Below are 21816 nucleotides of genomic sequence, written 5' to 3'. Positions count from 1 at the left end.
GTCAGGTACAGTTAACGAAGTATTCTAGGTCGAATATTTTAAATCGAGGAAAACATGATGAAAAATAAGCTTTTTTGGAATGGTGTCATCTTAATGTCGATTAGCCTATTAATGTCCTGCTCAACGTATGCCAAAGACTGGGCTGGTAAGCCCTTTCCAGCGTTTGAGTTGCAAAATCAGAAAGGTGAAACGGTAAACAACGCGAAATATCAAAATGGTTGGGTGGCCTATTATTTTTATCCGAAAGACAACACTCCGGGTTGCAGTATTGAAGCCGAAAGCTTTGCAAAGAGTTATGCAACGTTGAAACAGCTGGGGCTCGAAGTCGTGGGGATCAGTTTAGATGATGTGGAATCGCATGCTGAGTTTGCTAAAGAGTTTAATGTCGAGTTTGACCTGTTAGCCGATGTGGATAAAAAGCTGTCAGACCAACTGGACTTAGTGAACATTTTCCCTTGGCCGCATACGCGGCGAGAAACGTTTATTGTTAATGAAAAAGGGATGATTGTGAAACATTATCCAGAGGTGAGTCCAAAAAAGCATGTCGCTCAGATTTTAGCGGACTATAAAGTGTTACGGCCTTCAACTGTGAAATAATAAACGCTAACCAGATGGTGAGTTGCTACTCTATTCTCCGCACCCGGAGAGGTTTTTCGGCGTGCTCTTGCGCTTTAACCTTGCGCGGCCATTGTTGTTCCTCCGGTGTTCAAATTTATTCTCTACAAATGGGTCGAGCTTTGAGGGAAAATTTGAGGGAAAAATAAAAAAGGTTAACGATTGCTTACCGTTAACCTTTCTGAATTTGGCGCGCCCGGAGAGATTATTCGGCGTGTCCTTGCGCCTCACCCCTGCGGGGCTATCGTCGTTCCTCCGATGTTCAAATTTGTTCCAGACAAATTTGTCGAACTAAGGAGTTCAAATCTTCCGGGCTCCCAAAACGAAAAAAGCCCACCTAATGGTGAGCTTTTTATCTTATTTGGCGCGCCCGGAGAGATTCGAACTCCCGACCAATTGGTTCGAAGCCAACTACTCTATCCAGCTGAGCTACGGGCGCGTGGTTCGGGCACAAATTTATCGAAAACTAAGGCGTATCACAAGTAAAAACTAAATTTTTCTTTATCTATGAACAATATTTCCGCAACTTGTACGCTGGACGATCAAAAAAACTAGAGTTTTTGTCTAACTGGCTGATAAAGCTTCGATTGTTCCACACTCTGCTATAGTTTATAAAACACTCAAGTCAAAATTTAAGCATGGAGTACCCATTGCGCTGGGTGTGTGAAACTTCAAAAAGACATCTTTATTTTGGGTTGGTGATTCTATGGCCAGCGGTGTGCTGTGCTCTGGAGCCAGTGACCGTTCAGCTGCGTTGGCATCATCAATTCCAATTTGCGGGCTACTACGCCGCTATTGAGCAAGGATATTATCGAGATGCGGGTCTTGAAGTTACTCTCAAACCCATTGAGCCTGGAATTACGCCTGCTGGCGAAGTAATAGCCGGGCGTGCTCAATTCAGCCAGGGGGATGCCGGTTTGCTGGTCGATCGCTCGCAGGGCAAAATGGTCGTTGCACTTGCTGCAACTTTTCAATATACGCCTTCCATTTTACTTTCGTTGGCAGACAGTGAAATATTGAGTGTGAACGACTTAGCTGGAAAACGCATTATGATGTTTCCGGGAAACCAGAGTCTTTCGTTGGTCAGCTTACTTCACCAATTTGACTTACACGATAAAGTGGAACGTGTGCCTTTAAGTACCAATATTTACGATCTCGTTAATCGAAACACCGATCTTTTTAATGCGTACCGCAGCAATGAGCCCTATTACTTGGAAAGTAAAAAGTTAAAGTATCGAATTATTGATCCTAAAGATTATGGAATAGAGTATTACGGCGACATAATTTTTACATCGGAGGCGTTTCTAAAGGAAAAGCCAGAAGTAGTGAAAAAATTTATCTTAGCGACTTTGAAAGGGTGGCATTATGCAATGGATCACCCTGAAGAAATGATTGCGTTGATAATTGAGAAATATCACTCGCCCAAAAACAAAGATCATTTAAGGTTTGAAGAAAATGTATTGCGTGAGCTTATGGTGATGAGTCAGGTGCCAATTGGTCATATGAGTCATCATCGATGGCAGGAAACGCAAAAACAACTCAAAACATGGGGAATTATTAAAAATACAGTAGACTTGAACTCTTTTTTATACAGTGAATTAGAGTCGAGGGAAGCTCAGGTACATTGGTTGCGTTATACAATGAGCGGCTTTTTGCTCATGATTGTGGTGATCATTAGCGTAATATTTCTCACCATGTATATTCGAATGCGCAATAGATTTCGACAAGAAGCGCAATTAAGAAAGCAGGCCGAGCTGCAAGTTTCAGAATTTTCGCTGTATGATTCATTAACCGGATTGCCTAACCGATGCAGCTTCAACAGCCATTTCCACATATTATCGTCTCGTAAGTCGGATAAAGTGAGTCAATCGTTATACGTTTTGTTGGAGCTGAATCACCTTAAATCTGTCAATATGCTCCTAGGGCATGATGAGGGCGATCAGTTACTTATCAGTATTGCTCAAGGACTTTTGGCGTGTAAAACAGAAAATGCTATGGTTGCTCGAATTGCGGGCAACGAGTTTGTGATGCTATTTGAACATTGTCGTTCGAAAGAAGAGGCCGGAAAAATACTGGAACAGATTTTTAAGTCAGTCTGGAATCAAATAAAGAGTACGGAGTCGAGTGACAACGTGACCATTCATGTTGCTGCGATGTTGCTAAATACCGAGATGCGTGTCGAATCGCTTTATCAAAAAACACAACAATTACTTGACAAACAAATCAAGGAAAATCGTAATTGCGGTGTCATTTTGGCAAGCGAAGCGGAGTAATATCTAAAAACTTATTGAATCACTCTATTCTTGTGCTCTGCTAATACGCGTTCGAAAAAGTAATGCGATAAAACCATAGAGTGGTTATCGATCCTGCCTAGCGAAATTATGATAAAATCGGTCAATATGTAACGGAGAGACAGTTAAAAGCACAATGATCGCATTGCCCTACATCGAACCTGTTTTTCGACCACCCAGTGAATGGAAATCGTTAATTTTACAGGTGACTAATGGTTGTTCATGGAATAAGTGTACCTTTTGCGATATGTATACGCAGCCACAAAAAAAGTTTCGACCCAAAGCTCAAGAGGAAATCGAACGAGAGTTGCAGGCAGTGGCACGAATCAAAGCGCCTGTGAGACGAGTTTTTCTTGCCGATGGTGATGCCATGACATTATCGGTACGTCGTTTAAAAGACATTTTGTTGGCAATCAAAAAGTACCTCCCTGACGTTACTCGGGTTTCGAGTTATTGCTTGCCTCGCAATGTGTCGCGAAAGTCGGTTGATGAACTCGAAATGTTGAAATCACTTGGACTCAAACTGGTTTATGTGGGTTGTGAATCCGGCGATGATGCCGTGCTAAAAGCGATTGAAAAAGGCGAGACTTATCAGTCTTCACTCGATGCACTTTTAAAGTTAAAACAGGCTGGTATTAAATCGTCGGTTATGATTCTTAATGGAATGGGCGGTGTTCGATACTCTGAGCAACATGCAGCTAATTCGGCGAAACTGATGAACGAGGCTCAACCCGAGTTTTTGTCGACCTTGGTTGTGTCGTATCCTTTAGGTGATGAGCGAGTCGTCAAAGGATTCGGTGGTGATTACCAGATACCCGATACGCAAGGATTGATTTCTGAAATGAAATTATTACTGGAGCATTTAGAGCTAGAACAAACCGTTTTTCGTTCAGACCATGCTTCAAACTATTTGGTTTTGAAAGGAACACTCAATAAAGATAAACCGTTGTTGTTGGCGCAAATCGATGCAGCATTGCATCAACCGGGCAGCATTCCACTTCGACAAGAGTGGCAAAGGGGTTTATAAGTTGTGCGGCGGTCTTCTTGTTTTTGTGGGAGTGGCAAAGCGTTCGAGCGGTGTTGTAAGCCGATTATTGAGGATAAAAAGGCGGCCAATGCAGAGCAATTAATGCGTTCTCGTTTTAGTGCGTTTTGCTTGCACAACGGTGCCTATTTGTACGACACGCACCATCCGGATTATCGCCAATCGCTCAGTATTGATGGGCTGACCAAAAGCGCGAAACAAACACGGTGGATCAAACTTGAAGTATTGCAACACTCTTTGATGGAGCTCAAGTCGCAAGTTCATTTTCGTGCCTGGTATTTGGAGAAGGAACGACTATTATGTCACGATGAAGTATCCGATTTTGAATGCGTAGAAGGGCAGTGGTTTTACGTATCCGGTCGATTTAACGAGCCGCAAGCAGCGGTTAAACTGAGTCGCAATCAGCTTTGTCCTTGTGGTAGTGAAAAGAAGTTTAAGCGTTGTTGCTACAATTTAACTCAATAGCAAGAACTTTTTGCAAAACGGTCGGTCATACTGGGTATTAAAAATAGAAAACTTATAGCAAGGTATTCTAAACAAGGTGAACCGTTCACAAATTTACAATGCGTTGAATATTAAGGAAATTTTAAATTAGGGTATATGGTATACAGTTTTGTTATAGCAATTCCCAAAAAAACATGAAGTAAATCACACTTTAATCTTCAATCGCCTGCTACACATTAAGTAATGCTTTTAAGTTGTATGCATTATGGAGGCACTCAGGAGTGGCATTTTACGCAAAGCTAGTGAGTCGACTGACTCCTGAACAATATTTGCCTGTACGAGGAAATGTATCTGACCCGACACTTTCCTGGTCGGTATCTTTAAATCTTGCGCTATGGTTAAAAGTGAGCAACTCGACCATACAGACCTCGTCTTTGTACATTGAATATACTGACAGTCGTGGTCCGCAACAACTGCTGATTGACAGTCAATTGCTGGATAAAGACTCGGAGCTGCTATTTTCAAACCTGGTGAAACTCCCTATAAAAGGAGCCATTTCTAAAGTTTCTCTCACCTTGATGTTTCAAGACAATGACTTTGAATTCGAAATTGATGAGTTGTTTGTCAAAGTCATTGAGCCACCTCAACCAGGGCCGGAACTCAGAAAAACGGCTTGATCCATGATCTTTGAGATATAAGTCGCAACCGTAAATTGTATAGCTTGATTTTTATCTCAAATTGTAAGAGTATGCATTGATTAAAATTTGCTCAGTAGGGTCGTGAGTAAGTTTAGACGGATAAATAGATAGACCATTATAAAGATAACCAAGACAAGAGCATTACAACATGAACCCGCTAGATATGAATCAAGGGTATACGCATACGATATACCTCCAACCTGAGCAGTACCTTCCGAAAACATCTTTGAAAACCGATTCTCCTTGGTCGATTGCGCTAAATATTCTGGCGAGCTTTAAGCTTTCCAGTTTTATCGATGGTCAATTGGCTTTGTTTTTTGAATATCAGGATTTAAGAGGTAAACATCGACTACCGATTGACTTTCAAGACTTAAAATTTGATTCAGCGTTACTTTTTTCTAATTTGATTCATGTACCTGTTCGCGGAAAAATTGAAGAGGTCTGTTTGAGGTTGGTTGGGGTACCCAGTGGCGTGGAGGTTGAAACCGAGCTTTTGCACTTGCAGTTGGAAGAGTCGCGTTGCTATTTCAACAGTCAACCCATGAACAAAGCGATGCTTTAAAGATTAATGCACTTGATATAACGAAATAGGAATAACGAAACAGTTGACTTAGTGAATGTAATTGCATATTTTACTGTCTATGAAAGAAATTAACGTTAGCGCAATTCAATTTTGGCAAGCTCGTTGGTGGTGGCAAACTCCCGACGGGCGTAGTGTTGTGTGAGCTGAAAGTTTCAATAAACCTAATTCAGCCAACAAAAATTAAAAGCCCGTCAATTTTGACGGGCTTTTTTTTTCAAAAACGAAACGTTTGTTAAATAAGCCACTTCAGTCGAGTGGATGAAATAAAAGCGAAAAACTCAGATAACGAACATGATTAATCAACAATTGATACAAGCAGCTAATTGGTGGTGGTACTCGCAGAGGTTATCTGACGGGTGATAACCGCTATTGTTTGAATGATTTTTTTAAAACCCGCCATTGGCGGGTTTTTTTATGACTTTAAAAAACTGACATAAGGTGAATGACCATGATTATTGTATTAAAAGTGCAAGCAACGAAAAATGATGCTGATGAAATTCTCTCAAAAATAGAGCAGGCCGGACTCAAGCCTTTGTATATGCCAGGAACGGAACGAACCGTGTTGGGAGCATTGGGAGACGAACGCATATTGCAGGGGCTGAATATATCGGCGCATCCGATGGTTGACGACGTAAAGCCCATACTAACGAATTACAAACGAGTCAGTCGCGAGCTGTATCCAGCTGATTCTGTCGTTCGAATTGGTAAGGTTCCGTTTGGAGGCGAGCACTTTTCTGTTATAGCAGGGCCTTGCGCTGTTGAAAGTCTGGAAAGTTTTCGAGCTTCGGCAATCTCTGTTGTGAAAGCGGGCGCGGTTGCTTTACGCGGTGGTGCATTTAAACCGAGAAGCAGTCCTTACAGTTTTCAAGGGGGTGGTCGCGAAGCGTTACAAACCATGCAACAAGTCAGCCGTGAACTTGGCGTTCCTGCTGTTACCGAAGTCATGGACAGTGCCGATATTGATTTGATTTGCCAACACGTGGATGCATTACAAATTGGCGCACGAAACATGCAAAACTTTAATTTACTAAAAGCGGTTGGGTGTACCGAAACGCCGGTGATTTTGAAGCGAGGGATATCGGCAACCATCGAAGAAACCTTACTTGCCGCCGAATACATTGTTGATGCTGGAAACCCTAATGTGATTTTGTGCGAGCGTGGAATACGCACTTTTGAAACAGCTACACGGAACACGTTGGATCTTAACGCCGTTGCCTTTATGAAACGGAAATCGCATTTACCGGTTATTGTTGACCCTTCTCATGGTACTGGCATTCGAGAGTTGGTTGCTCCCTTAGCGAAAGCGGCGGTTGCAGTCGGTGCCGATGGAGTGATCATCGAAGTGCATCACGAGCCCAAAGAAGCGCTATCAGACGGTCAACAATCACTTTATCCGGAGCAATTCAATCAATTGATGGTTGAACTGGATGCATTTGTTCGTGCTGCCGGTCGTTTGTCTTCTATGAAGCAGGTGGCCTGAACATGACTGTGAATTTTGATAATGCTGAATCGGTCATTACGCTAAGCAAACTATTGTCGAGTCAACCCGACGCTTTAAGTGCTTTTCAATCTTTGTGTTTAAACAACCCTGTTTCTGCATTATTGGAAACGGCATCCATAAGCACCAAAGAGCATGCTCGTAGCCTGATAATGTTGTCAGCCGCGCTTAGAATCGCTTGCTACGGTGAAGAGGTGGTTTTTACGGCATTAAATGTCAACGGTCATCAGTTGTTGGGACCCTTAGCAGAGTGTTTTACGCAAGCCGTATTGGTAGAAAATCAGCTCAGAGTGACTATTCTTCACTGCGCGTTACACAATGAAGTGGATGAAGTGAAAAAATTGCAAGAAAATAATGTTTTGGATGCGCTTCGTAATGTTATCAAACTGGTGAAAGTCAATGACAATAATGATACTTCAAGCTTATTAATAGGCACTTTCAGTTTTGATTGTTATCAGTTATTTGAATCTTTGCCAGAGTTGGACGAAGCGCTTGCATTTCCGCATTTTGACTTTTATCTCGCCGATCGACTCCTGGTGTTGGATCATCAGAATAAAAGCAGTCGTCTGGTATCGAAAGTTTTTAATTATGAAAAAGTGCAACCGGTCTATTTTGATTATCAGCAGCAGTTAAGTCGGGACGAACGTTTACTGGAGTCGACGAGCGTTCCAATCCAATTCGATTGTTTAAAGCAACCGGTTAATATCGAAAACATTGAAGTCAACCATTCTGCAAATGAATATCAGGCGCTTGTTCAAAGGGCGAAGCAACATATTATCGATGGCGATGTTTTTCAGTTGGTGTTAGCACGAACGTTTTCGTTACCGTGTCAGAATGCATTGTTGGCATATCAATTGTTACGCCAGTCGAATCCCAGTCCTTATATGTTTTTTATCCAAACACCCGAGTATCAGTTATTTGGCGCATCTCCGGAAAGTGCGGTTAAATTTGATACTAAGAACCGCGACCTAAGTATTTACCCGATTGCAGGAACGCGTAAACGTGGCCTTAATGCCGATGGTAGTATTAACTTTGATTTGGATGCGCGTATTGAACTAGAACTAAAAAATGATGAAAAAGAAAAAGCCGAACACGCCATGTTGGTGGATTTAGCACGTAATGATGTTGCTAGAGTGTGCGAAAGTGGCAGTCGTCGCATGGTGCGTTTGATGGAAATTGATCGTTATTCACATGTAATGCATCTGGTTTCAAAAGTAACCGGAGTACTAAAACCGGAATTGGATGCGCTTTCGGCTTATCAGGCCTGTATGAATATGGGAACACTTTCTGGTGCGCCAAAAGTCAAGGCAACGCAACTTATCCGTAAATTCGAACAACACTATCGTGGGGTTTACGGTGGTGCGATGGGCTATTTGAATGCTGCGGGCGATATGGATACGGCCATTGTTATTCGCAGTGCCATGGTACAGAAAAAACAAGCAACGGTTTCGGCGGGAGCGGGCATTGTATTCGACTCCAGTCCCGAAATGGAAACCATTGAAACCGAAAATAAAGCGGCTGCTGTAATAAATGCAATTTATCTGGCGAATCGAATAACAGAAGAAAACCAAAAGGAGCGAGCCAATGGCTAGGGTTTTATTCATCGATAATTTCGATTCCTTTACGTACAACTTGGTGGATGAGTTTTTGGTTTTAAATCATCAAGTAAAAGTGGTCCGTAATCATTTACCGGTTTCGGAATTAACAGCGTTGGCTAATCAACATGACTTTCTCGTGATTTCACCAGGGCCGGGCAATCCTCAGCAAGCTGGAAATTGTCGTGAGCTTTTAAATCAAGTTGTAGGGAAAATTCCGATTATGGGCGTTTGTTTGGGGCACCAGTTGTTGGTTGAACATTTTGGTGGCAGTGTTACTCATGCGCTATTACCTGTGCACGGAAAAGCGTTAAAAATTCATCATTCAAAAAACGATTGTTTTAATAATATTCCCTGTCCATTAGTCGTTGGTCGCTATCATTCGTTAATTGCATCTGAGTTACCCGACTCGCTTGACGTTATTGCCGAATGCGAACAGCAGGTGATGGCGATCTTTAACAAACAAAAGAAAATATTGGGATTTCAATTTCATCCTGAGTCGATACTAACCACTCATGGCAGTCGATTAATCGAGCAAAGCATCAATCTGATGTTAACTGAAAAAACAAGGGGCGCTCAATGAATGCATTAATGGAAAAACTTTATTTGGGGCAACATTTGGATCGGGAACAATCGCATCAATTGATTGGTCGAATTGTAAACGGTGAGCTGAACGAAGCTGAAATTTCTGCATTATTAGTCGCACTAAAAATCAAAGGTGAATCAGCAGAAGAAATTGCAGGTGCTGCGAGTGCATTGCGTGCTTCAGCAACACCATTTGTAAAACCAAATGAAACCATTGTGGATACGTGTGGAACCGGTGGTGACGGTTTGGGAACAATAAATATTTCCACCATAGTTGGTTTGGTTGCGGCGGAATGCGGTGTAAAAGTGGCAAAACACGGTAATCGTTCTGTTTCATCAAAAAGTGGTTCATCCGACGTATTACAACGCTTTGGTGTAAAACTGGATGTTACCCCTGAACACGCTGAACAATCATTAGAAAAACATAATTTCTGCTTTTTGTTTGCACCGTTATATCACCCTGGCGTGCGCCACGTGATGCCAGTACGCACTGCGTTGCAAACACGTACCTTATTCAACTTGATTGGCCCGTTGGCAAACCCGGCTGCTCCTGATATCCAGCTAATGGGTGTGTACGATGAAAAGTTGCTAAAAACCATGGCTCAGGCTTTAAATAATTTAGGGTGTAAAAAAGCGTTTGTTGTTAATGGAGGAGGACTGGATGAAATTGCCCTGCACTCCGATACTCAAGTCGCCTTTTTGAATGATGGCCAAATTGAAACATTTAGCATTTCACCGGAAGACGCAGGATTAAAACGTATCCGTTTAAGTGAATTGCAGATGGATGATCCTGTAGAAATTGCTGCTGCTTTATTATGCGTGTTGAAGGGATATGGCAAACAAGCGCATGTGGATGCAATCGCCTTAAATACAGCTGCGGTTCTATTTCTTACAGAAAAAGTGAACGATTTAAAGCAAGGCGTTGATAAAGCAAAAGAAGTGATCGCTTCTGGCAAAGTTGCCGAACGTCTTGCAGCACTTGCGGAGTTTTCTTATGGCGGATAAAGCGAATGTTTTGCATAACATCATTCAACACAAGTTCAAAGAACTCGAGCAACGAAAGCACAATGTGAGCCTTGATGACCTCAAACAGTTGGCAAAGCCTTCGACACGCTCTTTGTATCAGGCGCTGGCAAAACCCGGAGCGCGTTACATTCTAGAGTATAAGCGAGCATCACCTTCAAAAGGAGATATTCGGCCCGATTTTACTGTTGAAGAATGTGTGCGGTCTTACCAGGCAAGTGCCGATGCTTTTTCCGTACTTACCGACAACCACTTTTTTAACGGTAACCACCTTTTACTGAAGGGTGTATCGGAGTACACCGAGAAACCGGTGCTTTGTAAAGATTTTTTCATTGATGAATATCAAGTTTATGAGGCTCGAGTTTATGGTGCTGACGCGATACTTTTAATGCTCTCGGTATTGAATGACCAGCAATATTTGAAGTTGGCGAAAATTGCAAAACTGCTTGAGTTGGATGTTCTTACCGAAGTGCATAATGAAGACGAGTGCTACCGTGCTACAGAACTGGGTGCTGCAATCATCGGAGTCAATAATCGTGATTTAACAACACTGTCGGTTGATTTGAGCAATACTAAACGCCTTAGAGGACTGCTTTCTAAAAGTGCTCTGGTTATTTCTGAATCGGGCATTGAACATCGAATGAACATTATAGATCTAGCGAATTGTATCGATGGTTTTTTGGTGGGCTCATCATTGATGTCGTCAAGGAATGTTGAGCTGGCTGCTAAAAAACTCGTTTATGGTGAAGTAAAAATATGCGGTATAACAACTCCAGCTATTGGTAAACTTTGTGTCGAGCAAGGTGCAAGCTATTTGGGGTTGGTTTTTTACACTAACTCTTTGCGCTTTATTGAACCTGAAAAAGCGAAGTTATTAACTGCAGAAATAAGAGAGCAATCGTCGAATACGAATCTGGTTGGTGTATTCGTTGATGAAGCAATTGAAAGGATAGTCGATGTTTGTCTAAGCTGTCTTTTAGATGTTATTCAATTGCATGGCAATGAAAGTTCTGAGTATGTTCGCAAATTGAAAAGCTATCTTCCGAAAGGTGTGAAAATATGGAAAGCCATTGCCGTTGCTTCAAAAGAAGATGTTGGATTGATTGAACCCTACCTTGGATTGGTCGATAAGCTATTGCTCGATACTAAAAGTGAAAATCAATTTGGTGGCACCGGAGAGTCGTTTGATTGGGATGTTTTGGAATGCTGTTTTGAAAAAATACCTCAGTCAAAAGTTGTGGTAGCCGGTGGTGTTACCGCGGAGAATATTAAACGATTGCAAAAGTATCCTGATATAGTAATCGATTTGAGCAGCGGTGTAGAGAGTTTAAAAGGCGAAAAAGACAGCCGAAAAATAAAACAGTTTTTCAGTGCAATAAAGGCAATAGAATGATGCGAGGCTCTTTTTGGGTAGAGTAATGCTAGCGTAAGCGATGATATATAAAATATTGAACAGTGCCCGGTAACTGACGCAACAAAAATGAACCGTAAGTTTCGATGTTCATTGTAGGTGCTGATTTAAGAGTCGATAAAAACTGAATATGGAGTGAGTAATGAATACAGCAGAAATAATAGAGAATGTTAAAGCAGAGACGGCTTTCGGAACATCAAAGTCACCGTCAAAATTCAACGCCTATTTTGGTCAGTATGGCGGTATGTTTGTGCCAGAAATTTTGGTGCCTGCATTAGAACAACTAGAAAAAGCATTTGAAGAAGCCATTGAAGATCGAGCATTTGTTGATGAGTTGAATGCTTTGCTGTCGGATTATGCAGGTAGGCCAACACCATTGTACCAATGTCGAAACTTAACCGGCAGAAAAGAAGCGAAAATATTCTTAAAACGCGAAGACCTTTTGCACGGAGGTGCTCATAAAACCAACCAAGTATTGGGGCAGGTGTTACTTGCAAAACGAATGGGGAAAACACGTATTATTGCGGAAACCGGAGCTGGGCAACACGGAGTTGCAACCGCATTGGCGTGCGCTTTGATGGGGCTTACTTGTGAAATATACATGGGCGCAGTGGATTGTGCTCGGCAACAACCCAATGTGTATCGAATGGAATTGATGGGGGCTAAAGTGATTCCCGTAGACAACGGTAGCGGTACGTTAAAAGATGCGATTAACGAAGCGTTACGTGATTGGGCGGCCAGTTATGAAAACACGCATTATTTGTTAGGCACTGCGGCCGGACCGCATCCGTTTCCCACGCTTGTTCGGGAGTTTCAGCGAGTGATCGGACGCGAAGCCAAACAACAGATGTTGGAACACTACAACAAGTTACCGGACTACGCAGTTGCCTGCGTCGGAGGAGGTTCCAATGCCATTGGATTGTTTACTGATTTTATTGAAGAGCCGTCCGTAAAATTGGTTGGTGTAGAACCAGCAGGCAAGGGGTTAGATACCCATCAGCATGGCGCAACGTTAAATAAAGGAGAGCTGGGCATCATTCATGGTTCACATACCAAAATTATGCAAGATGAACACGGGCAAATTGAAGAGTCTTATTCGGTTTCGGCAGGTCTTGATTATCCGGCGGTTGGTCCACAACACGTTTATCTTCAATCCTGTGGTCGTGCAACCTACGAAACCATAACCGATGAGGAAGCCTTAGCCGCTTTCCAAACATTGGCACAAAGTGAAGGCATTATTCCTGCTCTTGAATCATCACATGCTTTAGCTTACGCGCTGAAACTTGCTAAACAAAAAGGCCCAGACACCAGTATTTTGGTGAATCTTTCGGGGCGTGGAGATAAAGACTTGGAATACGTTCGCAATTTAAACCCATCGAGAGAATTGTAAAATGAACCGCTATCAAAAATTATTTGAGCAGTGTGAAAGTGAACAACGCATTGCCTTTATTCCTTTCGTCATGTTGGGTGACCCCGACTTTGAAACATCACTTTCCATCATTGATGAATTGGTCGCTGCTGGTGCCGATGCTTTAGAGTTAGGAATTCCTTTTTCGGATCCGGTTGCCGATGGTCCGGTGATCCAAGGTGCGGCAATTCGAGCATTACAACAAGGCATTACACCAACGCGTGCATTTGAACTATTGCAACAGGTACGGCTAAGACATCCTGATATAGCAATCGGATTGTTGGTTTATGCGAACTTGGTTTATCGTAAAGGGTGTGACAGTTTCTATAAGCAATGCGCAGCTCTTCAAATTGATTCGGTTTTAATAGCCGATGTTCCGATGAGAGAAAGTAAACCTTTCATTCAAACTTCGGAAAATTACAATATCGACTCTGTTTTTATTTTACCTCCCCGACCATCTCCAGATGTATTAGAGCATGTCGCAAAAATGTCACGAGGTTATACTTACGTGTTGGGACGTGCAGGCGTGACAGGGACAGAAGTTTCGGCACAGATGCCGGTTGAAGATATAGCAGAGCAGTTATTGAGGCTGAAAGCAGCACCAGCGGTAATGGGGTTTGGGATTTCTAAACCTGAGCAAGTGGCTGCAGCTCGTGAACATGGCTTTAAAGGTGTCATATCGGGCTCAGCAATCGTTAAGCTTATTGAGCAATTTGCGGAGCAACCTGATCAATTGTTGGGACAAATCAATCGGTTTACTGCCGAAATGAGAATGGCTTGTTAACCAATGCCCAGGTTCTCACGATCGGTTGTTTGCATACCTGCTTTTTCTGCTTTTTCAATGGCCCTTAACAACCGAGTGTGTTCTTGAGGGCCGTGACCCGAGCGTAAATAGAGTTTTGCTTGATAAAGTACTTTTTCCATCAGCTCCATTCGATAGTTTAAGTTTAATAAGCATTTGGCAAGATAATCCGGATCATTTCCATCTTCACGCATTTGAACCGCTGCTTTTATGGCAACATCCAGCTCCTGTTTAGTAGGGACACCCATCAACCACCTCCGCGTAAGCCAATGTATTTATTATAGACGCTATTTGCAGTACCATAGTGACACGACACGAGGGCAAATAAATGACTGATTTTTGGGCAAAAACTGAGGCGATTTTAAGAGAGATGGAGGCCGATGAAGAGTATGACTTGTTCGCCATTGGCTACGTCATTCCGCAAGTACCTTTAGCGCATGAGCAATGTAATGAAGCGGATAACCCCAAAAAGGTGCTGCTTGACTATATCGAAAACTCTATGAAGGACGATGGTATTAGCGAGCAAGACCGTGATTTAATTCAGCAGGTTTTGGATGCTGCTTTATAGTTTTTGACGGAAGTTTACCAGTTTTATGAATAATGTTTTACAGGTTCAATTTCGAGAAGCGGCAGAGAATGACTTAGAGCATTTGGTCTTCATGTTGTCTGATGATGCGCTAGGTGCTCAAAGAGAAGATATTACTTGTCCGATAAACTCGAAGTATGTCGAGGCGCTTCAAAATATTTCACACGATCCCAATAATGAACTTGTTGTTGTCGAGCATGGTGAGAAAATTATCGGAATGTTGCAATTAACTTTTATACCTTATTTGACTCACATTGGCTCATGGCGTTGTCTTATTGAAGGTGTTCGCATTCATAACAATTATCGCAGGATGGGTATTGGTGAACGAATGTTTAAATGGGCAATCAATCGAGCAAAAAAACGAAACTGTTCGATGGTTCAATTAACGTCTGATAAACAAAGACCGGATGCACTTAGATTTTATGAAAAGCTGGGTTTTAAAGCAACGCACGAAGGTTTTAAGTTAAAGTTGTTAACGGATTCAATGTGATAGTCCTGGAACAACAAAGTGATTCTTGGAAACTTCCAGCTCCGTGTTTTTAAGGTTTGCTAATAATCAACCTTACCTCTCAGTTGTTTCGTTTTACTGTGTTTTGTTTTTTTATCCATCCTTTTTTGTTGTGAAGCACGGCTGGGTTTCGTTGGTCTACGCTTTTTTCTTACTTTAACAGCATCTTGAATGAACTCAATTAATCGTTCAATGGCATCTTGCTTATTACGTTCCTGAGTACGAAAGCTTTGCGCTTTGATAATGAGCACGCCCTCACTATTAATTCGGCTATCAGAAAGTGCTAATAATCGCTCTTTATATGAATCGGGTAGAGAAGAGTTTACGATATCAAATCGCAAGTGAATGGCGGAAGACACTTTGTTGACATTTTGACCGCCCGCGCCTTGAGCGCGGATTGCGTTAAATTCAATTTCGTCTTCTGGAATATAAACGGAGTGTGAAAGTTCGATCATTATCGCAGTATCTCTATTATAACGAAAAGGATCAAGCGAGCTGTTAATGTCTGTAATAACAATAAGCAAACGACTGAGATTGAAATATTTTTAGTATTTGAGTTGCTCAATCCAACAAGCGGAAATAGGCAGCCATTGGCCCAATGAAGTCAACCTAAGTTGGTATAACCCGTTTAATTAAGGAAAGAATGTAACTAAAGGAAAAAGTATGAAACTTGTTATTCTATTGATCGCACTTTCATTAACTCTTTCGGGCTGTGTCGTTCATCCCAGAGGACACGGTCATGGTCACGGTAAAGTAAAAGTAGTGACCGTGTTGGATAAAGAGCATAGTGATAAAACGATTGTTGTGGTTCATGCGCGTCCGGCGGCCAAGCGAAAATGCTGGAGTCATGGTAATCACTGGCATTGTAGACGATAGGTGGGTAAAGAGATTTAAGTATAATGAGTGATATAATGCGCAAAAATACCGGTTAACTTGAGCTATGAGCAATATATCGCGCTAATTGAATATTTCTTAAAAGGCTCTATAATACTCATAATGAGGTTTAATTCAATTATTGGGCATAATAGAGCGCATTATGAGCATTTCTGAACAGGGCGTACTCTCGGCAATCGCTGAAACCCTTCAGCGCGAACGTTTAAATCAAAACCTGAGTCAATCGCAACTGTCTGATTTGTCGGGTGTTTCCCGTCGAACCGTGGTTCAGGCCGAAACGGGGCATAACACCTCGGTCGCGACATTAGTAAAAATGTTGATTGCCTTAAAAGCGGTGCGCTTGTTAGAGCCATTTTTAAAAGAGCCCGATATAAGCCCGGTAGAACTTGCCAAATTAAAAGGCAAGCAACGTAAAAGAGCCAGTGGAAGTCGCGGCAAAAGCGAATCAACAAATGCTCAAGTGCAAGAAGAAAAAGGCGATTGGACATGGTGACGGCGTCGGTACAAGTGGCCGATGTGATCTTGTGGGGAAAGAAAATAGCCGCTATTGCTTGGAATGCCGAACGACACATTGGCCAATTTGAATTTCTGCCGGAATTTATTGAAAGTGGTATTCAACCAGCTCCTCTTACCATGCCGTTGGCTCATCGAGTTTACTCCTTTCCTGCGCTTAACCCTCAAACCTTTCATGGGTTGCCCGGGATGATGGCCGATTGCTTACCCGATAAGTTTGGTAACGCGTTGATTGATGCCTGGTTAGCGCGGCAGGGCAGAAGCGCGCAGTCGTTTACGCCTTTGGAACGACTCTGTTATCTCGGTCAACGAGGTATGGGCGCGTTGGAGTTTAAGCCGGCGATTCGCCGAGGCAATACGCGCTCAGAACAATTGCACATTAATGCTTTGGTAGATCTGGCAGGCGATATTTTAACGCAGCGTGAAACTTTGGCTGCCATCATTGAACAAGACGAAGTCAAACAAAAAGCGTTTGAAGAAATTATTCGCGTGGGTACGTCGGCCGGTGGTGCGAGAGCAAAAGCTGTCGTTGCTTGGAACCAACAAACCAATGAAGTTCGATCTGGCCAGGTAAAAGCTCCGGAAAACTTTAGTTATTGGATTTTAAAGTTCGATGGTGTTGAAAACAATAAAGACAAAGAACTCGCCGATCCCAAAGGGTTTGGCCGTGTGGAGTACGCGTATTATTTAATGGCGAAGCATGCGGGCATTACTATGATGGAGTCGCACTTACTGGAGGAAAACGGACGCGCTCACTTTATTACCAAACGATTCGATCGATTCGATAACGGCGACAAACTCCACGTGCAAAGCTTATGTGCAATCAATCATTTGGATTTTAATATGGCCGGTGCACACAGTTACGAACAAGCGTTTCAAGTAATGGAACAACTGAATTTATCGAAAGAGGACATCGTTGAGCAATTTCGCCGAATGGTGTTCAATGTATTAGCGCGTAATCAGGATGACCACACCAAAAACATTGCTTACGTGATGAATAAAAAAGGGCAATGGCGATTGTCGCCCGCGTTTGATGTTTGTTTTGCTTATAATCCCAAAGGACTTTGGACCAGCCAACATCAAATGAGTGTTAATGGTAAGCGGGATAAATTTACTAAAGAGGATTTTATGGCGGTGGCTTATTTGGCGAAGATTAAAAAATCGCTGGCTAAACAGATTATTGATGAAGTGAGTGAGGCGATTAGTGGGTGGAGTGAGTTTTCAAATATCGCTAAAGTTGAAAGTGGTTTTTCTAAGCATATTAATATACATTTAAGAAAAGTATAGCTTTTTAAAAACGTTGGATTTGAGGGGGAATTATGAAGGTTTGCGGTATTTTTTTAATATTGCTAATTTCTGTTAATGTGTTTTCCGAAGAAGTAGTAATTACTGGCTCAAGAATATCAAGTAGTGATTTCTATGATATGCCTGCGATAACGCTGGATAGAAAACCTGATTTCTTAATTCAGGAAATTAGGCTGATAAATGATAGTCGGTCACCAAGCAACAGAAGAACTGAGATTATTAAGACCATCAATAATATTGTTCGAGAGTCATCAAAAACATCCGATATTGAAGTAGCCTATGGGGAAGGTTTTTTAACTCCGGTTAAACTGGATGATGACGCTATCCAACTCATTGAGGATCGTAAGCGAGTTGACACAAACTTTGTAGATTTATATATAAAAGTTAAGGTGGATTCAAATCAAGATTTAAAAAAGAAAATTGCCCAATTACGAAAGTTTATCCAAAAATCAAATGTTGTAGGCCGAACAGAGATTGATGTTCGCGGTGATATAGGACTGAGTTTAATTGATCCTGAACAATACCGATATCATATTATCAAAAAAATTGCGGATGAAAACAAAAAAATCAAGGGTGTTCTGGGAGATACGTGCGAAATTTCACTAGAAGGGTTGGAAGGACGAGTTCAATGGGAAAGAACTGATATAGCGGAACTAACATTGTATATAGGTTATTCAACAAAAGTTAAATGCAGTTGAGCAAAATGTAGGATGGGTGTTAACCCATCTCTTAAATGTGGAAATTGATGGGTTACGCAAAGCTTCACCCATCCAACGCAGATCGAATTAGTACATACTAAAGCTAACTTTTAATAAAGCTCTTTCATTTGATTTGAAATTCGATCCTCTGAAATGAAAATAAGTGGTCCAAGGAAATTATGAGTCAAATCAATTTGATGAATTACCAGCGCTGGAGTCAACTCATGGAAAAACTAAATATTCCACCCTCCAAAGAAACCTTTGATGCTTTGGTAAACGCCTATTCCGAAAAGCACAGACATTATCACAACCTCTCTCATATCAATGCATTATTAAAACACTTTGACACCTCAAAGGACTTAGCTGAACATCCCAGTGAGTTGGAGTTGGCTATATGGTTCCACGATGCGATTTATAAACCTCGATCATCAACCAACGAACTAGATAGTGCCAACTGGGCAAAAGACTTTTTAGAGGTTAGAAAATGTGAGAAAACGGTAATTGAACGAGTGTTTCAGTTAATTATGGCGACCCTTCACTCTACAGTTGCAATAACGTGTGACGAACAGTTAATCGTCGATATCGATCTTTCAATTCTTGGTAGTTCGCCTAGTGTTTATCAGGAGTTCGAAAATAATGTAAGAATGGAATACAAGTGGGTACCCGCATTTATTTATCGAAAAAAGCGAAAGGAAATTCTACAAAGCTTTTTACAGCGAGAGCGTATCTATAAAACGGACTTGTTTTTTAAGAAATGGGAAGAGCAAGCCAGAGAAAATCTTATTCTGGCAATTAAAGAGCTGTGAGTATATCTCAGCGCTAGAAGTTGACCTATAAAGTCTTTTCAGACCGTGGAATTAATTAAGTTGACTTGTTGGGGAATACCTATATACTCAATAACAGCTAGAAATAAAGTCTCTTGTTTATTGCCTATCATTTCGTTGTTTTGAAGTTTTACGTCGTTCTGAAGTTTTAAGTACCAGTCTCTTTTCCCGCTATTCATGCCAATATTGGCGTTATTTTTAATTCAAGTTTCAGGATATATTGATGTCTAATACCATAAAAGGAACCGTTAAGTGGTTCAATGAGTCTAAAGGTTTTGGTTTTATTGAGCAGCCTTCAGGCCCAGACGTTTTTGCCCATTTCTCTGCGATTACCGGTTCGGGATTTAAAACGTTACTCGAAGGTCAAAGCGTTGAGTTTACATTAACTCAAGGCCAAAAAGGGCCTCAAGCTGAGAATATTGTCCCACAGTAAGTGTCGATTAAATTGTTCAAGCGATTCTAATATTTACAGATGAATTGCTGACTTGAAAAAGGAAGAAGTAAGTATTCTTCCTTTTTGGCATCTACTTACCGGGAGAATCGTCAATGGAAAATATTAGTGATTTAAAAATTGTAGGTATCGATGAAAGTCGACCTCCGGTAATTAGGAAACAGCCTTATATCGAGTTATTTTTTAAGTTAATCCACCAAGCACCGAAAGACTGGTGTCAAGACTTTAACCAACTTGTAAAAGCGATTGGTTACCCAGTAAAAATAAAACCAGAAGATGGTTTGATAATTGAAACCTGGGTGAGAAATGTGGATGAAATTGAGCAATGTTTAGAAGCCATAAAGTCAACTATCAGCCGCTGTTCTCAGGAATATATTACTAAAATTGAGATGTTGACCAAAGCGAGTTTAGCTGATTCTGGTTCTTCCCACGTTAGCAAGGAGCAAATGCATCTAAATAATGTTATAGCGAACCTTAAGTTTTAGTTAAATAACGCTTTTTTTAAATTATACATTGGAAATGCACAATGAAAAAATTGTTTGTAGGTGGTTTGCCACCATCGACGAAAGAAGCTGATTTGTTATCACTTTTTTCTGATTACGGTACTGTGCGTGGCGTTAAAATCGTTATGGATGTATTTACAGGAAACTGTAAAGGCTTTGCGTTTGTAGATATGGAAGGGCATGAAGCCAGAGCCGCGATAAAGGGGTTAAATGGCAAGCTTATAGGGAGTAAGAGTATCCAGGTTAAATTTGAGGTTGCCAAGGGAAAAAGAGGGCGACGTTGATTATTTAGTGTCACAACCCTCCTGATGAACTAAACTTATACAATGTTTTCACTTTATTTTTAAGGCGTCTGTATGGATTACTTTACTGCACTTATTTCAGCAGGTACTAAAAAAGAAGTTATTGATACATTTCAAGCTTCAGATTTTGATGATGCAATTGTTATCATTAATGAAAAGTATCCTAAGCAAGCTTTTCGCGTGGTTCGTGGTACAGAGATTCCAATGCAAGACTCTTCTTCATCAAGCTCGTGGTCAAGAAAAAAATAAAAATACGACGATCGTATTTTATTAGTGACCATTAAACTTCCAGTTCTTCTCGCCAAGAATTTCATTTAAAAGCAAGTGAATAGGGCCTCCAAATGCATCAATTGCGGCTTTGTTACCTGAATCTTCAAAGTGGGCTGTATTAACGAACTGTGTAAACTTGCTGTAGTTATGGCTAAGCGATTTTACAATGAGACGCCCCAATTCATAACTTAATGGACTCGCTTCGTTCGAGCTTTTGAAAGATTCGCCACTCCAAAAATGTTGTATAGTTGTTTCATTCCAATGATTTAAATGTTTTGCAACGGATTCTCGATTTGTCATTATTGGCGCTGACTGGCAGTAGGCATCTTCAATATTCACTGCAATGCCTTCATTCAACCACGTAGGAATTGGTAGATGGCTTAGGTAAGCGTGAGTTAATTCATGAATGATGGTCGGTTCAACTTCTAAAAGCTCAGTAAAAGGAAGATTGAAGTGTTTGATTCCGCTATTAATAAATGTACCGCTAGAAAGACCAAATTCTCCTTCAGAATAAAACTGTTCGATGTACTCGTAATAATCCTCTTGATCGGCGAAAACTAAAACGGGAAGTTTGCCTTCTCGAATCGTTTGAGCAATACCCTTAAGCGAAGATAGAACCCGAAAATGTGAAAGCTCCAAGTAATCATGCAAGGAGGTAGGCTTTGGGTTGTTTGCAGGATAAGCGATAAGGAAGTATTCAGACTCATACATTTTGTAATGGTGATTGAGATCGGCTGTAACTGTAGACAGCCAAAATGCATTGAGTTTCGTCCAGTGCTTAAACCTTAATGCTTCGTCGGTGTACTTTTCGATTATACAGTCGTCAATATTTTGCAATGATTCATCAGAGAATGGGGCGACTTTATCGAAATGTTATCCGTCGACTTCCGGGACGAAAGTGACTTCAAAGAGCTTTTCTTTCTTTGGTTTCTTTTTAAACAGAGAAAACATGAGTGGCACAAAG

Annotated in this window: 27 protein-coding genes and 1 tRNA gene; 24 read left to right on the top strand and 4 right to left on the bottom strand. The window is 41.4% G+C overall.

Going from position 1 to position 21816, the window contains the following annotated elements:
• Nucleotides 1-57 precede the first annotated feature (57 nt).
• Entirely contained in the window at nucleotides 58-597 is a 540-nt protein-coding gene (locus tag ACTUJY_RS03430) for a peroxiredoxin (RefSeq protein ID WP_463614656.1), read from the top strand.
• Between the two features lie 380 nt (nucleotides 598-977).
• On the opposite strand, the gene ACTUJY_RS03425 is transcribed toward ACTUJY_RS03430, so the two are convergent.
• Nucleotides 978-1054, bottom strand: a tRNA-Arg gene (locus tag ACTUJY_RS03425).
• Nucleotides 1055-1253: 199 nt separating this feature from the next.
• Between ACTUJY_RS03425 and ACTUJY_RS03420 the strand changes: the two genes are divergently transcribed.
• The 12 genes from ACTUJY_RS03420 to trpA all read left to right on the top strand — a co-directional run bounded on the left by ACTUJY_RS03420 (nucleotide 1254) and on the right by trpA (nucleotide 13980).
• Nucleotides 1254-2888, top strand: coding sequence for an ABC transporter substrate-binding protein (locus ACTUJY_RS03420; RefSeq protein WP_463614655.1), 1635 nt, complete (start codon nucleotides 1254-1256; stop codon nucleotides 2886-2888).
• A gap of 154 nt (nucleotides 2889-3042) precedes the next feature.
• Nucleotides 3043-3933: a radical SAM protein gene (locus ACTUJY_RS03415; protein WP_463614654.1), complete on the top strand. Its 891-nt coding sequence runs from the start codon at nucleotides 3043-3045 to the stop codon at nucleotides 3931-3933.
• Between the two features lie 3 nt (nucleotides 3934-3936).
• Nucleotides 3937-4416: a YchJ family protein gene (locus ACTUJY_RS03410; RefSeq protein WP_463614653.1), complete on the top strand. Its 480-nt coding sequence runs from the start codon at nucleotides 3937-3939 to the stop codon at nucleotides 4414-4416.
• A gap of 260 nt (nucleotides 4417-4676) precedes the next feature.
• The gene (locus ACTUJY_RS03405; RefSeq protein WP_463614652.1) at nucleotides 4677-5072 is read left to right on the top strand and encodes a hypothetical protein; all 396 of its coding nucleotides are present in this window, start codon (nucleotides 4677-4679) and stop codon (nucleotides 5070-5072) included.
• 169 nt (nucleotides 5073-5241) lie between these two features.
• Nucleotides 5242-5655 (top strand): hypothetical protein, encoded by a 414-nt coding sequence (locus ACTUJY_RS03400; protein WP_463614651.1) that lies wholly within the window; start codon nucleotides 5242-5244, stop codon nucleotides 5653-5655.
• Between the two features lie 469 nt (nucleotides 5656-6124).
• The gene (gene aroF / locus ACTUJY_RS03395) at nucleotides 6125-7156 is read left to right on the top strand and encodes a 3-deoxy-7-phosphoheptulonate synthase (RefSeq protein ID WP_463614650.1); all 1032 of its coding nucleotides are present in this window, start codon (nucleotides 6125-6127) and stop codon (nucleotides 7154-7156) included.
• 2 nt (nucleotides 7157-7158) lie between these two features.
• Entirely contained in the window at nucleotides 7159-8766 is a 1608-nt protein-coding gene (locus ACTUJY_RS03390) for an anthranilate synthase component 1 (protein WP_463614649.1), read from the top strand.
• A complete protein-coding gene (locus ACTUJY_RS03385) occupies nucleotides 8759-9352 on the top strand; it encodes an anthranilate synthase component II (protein WP_463614648.1) in 594 nt (197 codons plus the stop codon). Before ACTUJY_RS03390 ends, ACTUJY_RS03385 begins: the two co-directional genes overlap by 8 nt.
• Entirely contained in the window at nucleotides 9349-10359 is a 1011-nt protein-coding gene (gene trpD, locus ACTUJY_RS03380) for an anthranilate phosphoribosyltransferase (protein WP_463614647.1), read from the top strand. The genes ACTUJY_RS03385 and trpD overlap by 4 nt, the downstream gene beginning before the upstream one ends.
• Nucleotides 10349-11770, top strand: coding sequence for a bifunctional indole-3-glycerol-phosphate synthase TrpC/phosphoribosylanthranilate isomerase TrpF (gene trpCF / locus ACTUJY_RS03375; RefSeq protein WP_463614646.1), 1422 nt, complete (start codon nucleotides 10349-10351; stop codon nucleotides 11768-11770). Before trpD ends, trpCF begins: the two co-directional genes overlap by 11 nt.
• 160 nt (nucleotides 11771-11930) lie before the next feature.
• Nucleotides 11931-13178: a tryptophan synthase subunit beta gene (trpB, locus tag ACTUJY_RS03370; RefSeq protein ID WP_463614645.1), complete on the top strand. Its 1248-nt coding sequence runs from the start codon at nucleotides 11931-11933 to the stop codon at nucleotides 13176-13178.
• Between the two features lies 1 nt (nucleotide 13179).
• Entirely contained in the window at nucleotides 13180-13980 is an 801-nt protein-coding gene (gene trpA, locus ACTUJY_RS03365; protein WP_463614644.1) for a tryptophan synthase subunit alpha, read from the top strand.
• On the opposite strand, the gene ACTUJY_RS03360 is transcribed toward trpA, so the two are convergent.
• Nucleotides 13977-14246 carry a hypothetical protein gene (locus ACTUJY_RS03360; protein ID WP_463614643.1) on the bottom strand — a complete coding sequence of 90 codons (270 nt, stop codon included), beginning with the start codon at nucleotides 14244-14246 and terminating at the stop codon, nucleotides 13977-13979. The genes trpA and ACTUJY_RS03360 overlap by 4 nt on opposite strands.
• An 80-nt stretch (nucleotides 14247-14326) precedes the next feature.
• Here ACTUJY_RS03360 and ACTUJY_RS03355 point away from each other — a divergent pair, with 80 nt between their 5' ends.
• A complete protein-coding gene (locus ACTUJY_RS03355) occupies nucleotides 14327-14566 on the top strand; it encodes a hypothetical protein (RefSeq protein WP_463614642.1) in 240 nt (79 codons plus the stop codon).
• Between the two features lie 25 nt (nucleotides 14567-14591).
• Entirely contained in the window at nucleotides 14592-15074 is a 483-nt protein-coding gene (locus ACTUJY_RS03350) for a GNAT family N-acetyltransferase (RefSeq protein WP_463614641.1), read from the top strand.
• A 59-nt stretch (nucleotides 15075-15133) separates the two neighbouring features.
• On the opposite strand, the gene arfB is transcribed toward ACTUJY_RS03350, so the two are convergent.
• Complete coding sequence (gene arfB, locus ACTUJY_RS03345; protein WP_463614640.1) at nucleotides 15134-15547, bottom strand: alternative ribosome rescue aminoacyl-tRNA hydrolase ArfB; 414 nt, start codon at nucleotides 15545-15547, stop codon at nucleotides 15134-15136.
• A gap of 208 nt (nucleotides 15548-15755) precedes the next feature.
• On the opposite strand from arfB, the gene ACTUJY_RS03340 reads away from it, so the two are divergent.
• The 9 genes from ACTUJY_RS03340 to ACTUJY_RS03300 all read left to right on the top strand — a co-directional run bounded on the left by ACTUJY_RS03340 (nucleotide 15756) and on the right by ACTUJY_RS03300 (nucleotide 20831).
• Complete coding sequence (locus tag ACTUJY_RS03340; protein WP_463614639.1) at nucleotides 15756-15968, top strand: hypothetical protein; 213 nt, start codon at nucleotides 15756-15758, stop codon at nucleotides 15966-15968.
• Between the two features lie 160 nt (nucleotides 15969-16128).
• Complete coding sequence (locus ACTUJY_RS03335) at nucleotides 16129-16479, top strand: helix-turn-helix domain-containing protein (RefSeq protein ID WP_463614638.1); 351 nt, start codon at nucleotides 16129-16131, stop codon at nucleotides 16477-16479.
• Nucleotides 16473-17786 carry a type II toxin-antitoxin system HipA family toxin gene (locus tag ACTUJY_RS03330; protein ID WP_463614637.1) on the top strand — a complete coding sequence of 438 codons (1314 nt, stop codon included), beginning with the start codon at nucleotides 16473-16475 and terminating at the stop codon, nucleotides 17784-17786. The genes ACTUJY_RS03335 and ACTUJY_RS03330 overlap by 7 nt, the downstream gene beginning before the upstream one ends.
• Nucleotides 17787-17818: 32 nt before the next feature.
• Nucleotides 17819-18502: a hypothetical protein gene (locus ACTUJY_RS03325; protein ID WP_463614636.1), complete on the top strand. Its 684-nt coding sequence runs from the start codon at nucleotides 17819-17821 to the stop codon at nucleotides 18500-18502.
• 179 nt (nucleotides 18503-18681) lie between these two features.
• Entirely contained in the window at nucleotides 18682-19308 is a 627-nt protein-coding gene (locus ACTUJY_RS03320) for an HD domain-containing protein (RefSeq protein WP_463614635.1), read from the top strand.
• Between the two features lie 241 nt (nucleotides 19309-19549).
• A complete protein-coding gene (locus tag ACTUJY_RS03315) occupies nucleotides 19550-19759 on the top strand; it encodes a cold-shock protein (protein ID WP_463614634.1) in 210 nt (69 codons plus the stop codon).
• Between the two features lie 113 nt (nucleotides 19760-19872).
• The gene (locus tag ACTUJY_RS03310; protein WP_463614633.1) at nucleotides 19873-20262 is read left to right on the top strand and encodes a hypothetical protein; all 390 of its coding nucleotides are present in this window, start codon (nucleotides 19873-19875) and stop codon (nucleotides 20260-20262) included.
• 41 nt (nucleotides 20263-20303) lie between these two features.
• Complete coding sequence (locus ACTUJY_RS03305; RefSeq protein WP_463614632.1) at nucleotides 20304-20564, top strand: RNA recognition motif domain-containing protein; 261 nt, start codon at nucleotides 20304-20306, stop codon at nucleotides 20562-20564.
• Between the two features lie 72 nt (nucleotides 20565-20636).
• On the top strand, nucleotides 20637-20831 hold the full coding sequence (locus tag ACTUJY_RS03300) for a hypothetical protein (RefSeq protein ID WP_463614631.1): 195 nt from the start codon (nucleotides 20637-20639) through the stop codon (nucleotides 20829-20831).
• Between the two features lie 21 nt (nucleotides 20832-20852).
• Here the strand turns inward: ACTUJY_RS03300 and ACTUJY_RS03295 are convergent, their stop codons facing one another.
• Nucleotides 20853-21689, bottom strand: coding sequence for a hypothetical protein (locus ACTUJY_RS03295; protein WP_463614630.1), 837 nt, complete (start codon nucleotides 21687-21689; stop codon nucleotides 20853-20855).
• Nucleotides 21690-21816 lie beyond the last annotated feature (127 nt).

It is taken from the genome of Pleionea sp. WD8-19 (assembly GCF_055326765.1).
Note: the sequence above shows the minus strand (reverse complement) of the source record. Positions and strands in the feature narration are given on the sequence as shown.

Excerpts from the sequence above, each read along its gene's own strand:
- ACTUJY_RS03400 (WP_463614651.1), top strand. The coding sequence starts at position 5,242 with ATGAACCCGCTAGATATGAATCAAGGGTATACGCATACGATATACCTC.
- ACTUJY_RS03430 (WP_463614656.1), top strand. The coding sequence starts at position 58 with ATGAAAAATAAGCTTTTTTGGAATGGTGTCATCTTAATGTCGATTAGC.
- ACTUJY_RS03300 (WP_463614631.1), top strand. The coding sequence starts at position 20,637 with ATGGATTACTTTACTGCACTTATTTCAGCAGGTACTAAAAAAGAAGTT.
- trpB (WP_463614645.1), top strand. The coding sequence starts at position 11,931 with ATGAATACAGCAGAAATAATAGAGAATGTTAAAGCAGAGACGGCTTTC.
- ACTUJY_RS03390 (WP_463614649.1), top strand. The coding sequence starts at position 7,159 with ATGACTGTGAATTTTGATAATGCTGAATCGGTCATTACGCTAAGCAAA.
- trpCF (WP_463614646.1), top strand. The coding sequence starts at position 10,349 with ATGGCGGATAAAGCGAATGTTTTGCATAACATCATTCAACACAAGTTC.
- ACTUJY_RS03305 (WP_463614632.1), top strand. The coding sequence starts at position 20,304 with ATGAAAAAATTGTTTGTAGGTGGTTTGCCACCATCGACGAAAGAAGCT.
- aroF (WP_463614650.1), top strand. The coding sequence starts at position 6,125 with ATGATTATTGTATTAAAAGTGCAAGCAACGAAAAATGATGCTGATGAA.
- trpA (WP_463614644.1), top strand. The coding sequence starts at position 13,180 with ATGAACCGCTATCAAAAATTATTTGAGCAGTGTGAAAGTGAACAACGC.
- ACTUJY_RS03325 (WP_463614636.1), top strand. The coding sequence starts at position 17,819 with ATGAAGGTTTGCGGTATTTTTTTAATATTGCTAATTTCTGTTAATGTG.
- ACTUJY_RS03315 (WP_463614634.1), top strand. The coding sequence starts at position 19,550 with ATGTCTAATACCATAAAAGGAACCGTTAAGTGGTTCAATGAGTCTAAA.
- ACTUJY_RS03350 (WP_463614641.1), top strand. The coding sequence starts at position 14,592 with ATGAATAATGTTTTACAGGTTCAATTTCGAGAAGCGGCAGAGAATGAC.
- ACTUJY_RS03340 (WP_463614639.1), top strand. The coding sequence starts at position 15,756 with ATGAAACTTGTTATTCTATTGATCGCACTTTCATTAACTCTTTCGGGC.
- ACTUJY_RS03415 (WP_463614654.1), top strand. The coding sequence starts at position 3,043 with ATGATCGCATTGCCCTACATCGAACCTGTTTTTCGACCACCCAGTGAA.
- arfB (WP_463614640.1), bottom strand. The coding sequence starts at position 15,547 with ATGATCGAACTTTCACACTCCGTTTATATTCCAGAAGACGAAATTGAA.
- ACTUJY_RS03360 (WP_463614643.1), bottom strand. The coding sequence starts at position 14,246 with ATGGGTGTCCCTACTAAACAGGAGCTGGATGTTGCCATAAAAGCAGCG.
- ACTUJY_RS03330 (WP_463614637.1), top strand. The coding sequence starts at position 16,473 with ATGGTGACGGCGTCGGTACAAGTGGCCGATGTGATCTTGTGGGGAAAG.
- ACTUJY_RS03385 (WP_463614648.1), top strand. The coding sequence starts at position 8,759 with ATGGCTAGGGTTTTATTCATCGATAATTTCGATTCCTTTACGTACAAC.
- ACTUJY_RS03420 (WP_463614655.1), top strand. The coding sequence starts at position 1,254 with ATGGAGTACCCATTGCGCTGGGTGTGTGAAACTTCAAAAAGACATCTT.
- ACTUJY_RS03310 (WP_463614633.1), top strand. The coding sequence starts at position 19,873 with ATGGAAAATATTAGTGATTTAAAAATTGTAGGTATCGATGAAAGTCGA.
- ACTUJY_RS03335 (WP_463614638.1), top strand. The coding sequence starts at position 16,129 with ATGAGCATTTCTGAACAGGGCGTACTCTCGGCAATCGCTGAAACCCTT.
- ACTUJY_RS03355 (WP_463614642.1), top strand. The coding sequence starts at position 14,327 with ATGACTGATTTTTGGGCAAAAACTGAGGCGATTTTAAGAGAGATGGAG.
- ACTUJY_RS03320 (WP_463614635.1), top strand. The coding sequence starts at position 18,682 with ATGAGTCAAATCAATTTGATGAATTACCAGCGCTGGAGTCAACTCATG.
- trpD (WP_463614647.1), top strand. The coding sequence starts at position 9,349 with ATGAATGCATTAATGGAAAAACTTTATTTGGGGCAACATTTGGATCGG.